General features: G+C 63.5%; 1 protein-coding gene. It reads right to left on the bottom strand.

The window, feature by feature from the left end:
• Positions 1 to 359: cadherin-like domain-containing protein (locus AC6LJW_RS29470; RefSeq protein WP_498088979.1), on the bottom strand; the 359-nt coding region annotated here is incomplete at both ends.

Below are 359 nucleotides of genomic sequence, written 5' to 3'. Positions count from 1 at the left end.
GGCCCGGGGGCAGGCCGGTGGCCGAGTACGTCAGCGCATCGCCGGTATCCACATCCGAGAACTGGCCGGAGATGTCGACCGGGGTGATGGCCTGGCCATCGTTACCGGATTGATCGTCAAGCGTGACACCCGGGGTCAGGATCGGGGTGTCGTTCGTGCCGGTGATGGTGACGGTGAGCGTAGCCGTGCTGGTGCCACCTTCGCCATCGGAGACGGTGTAGGTGATCGACGACGTAGCCGTCTGGTTGGCGCCCAAGTTGTTAAAGGCCGAACCAGGATTGAACGAGTACGAACCGTCAGCGTTCAGCGTGAAGGTGCCACCGTTGGAACCGGTGATTGCTGCGCCCACGTTGGTCGCC

It is taken from the genome of Achromobacter sp. 1012554356 (assembly GCF_059760815.1).
Note: the sequence above shows the minus strand (reverse complement) of the source record. Positions and strands in the feature narration are given on the sequence as shown.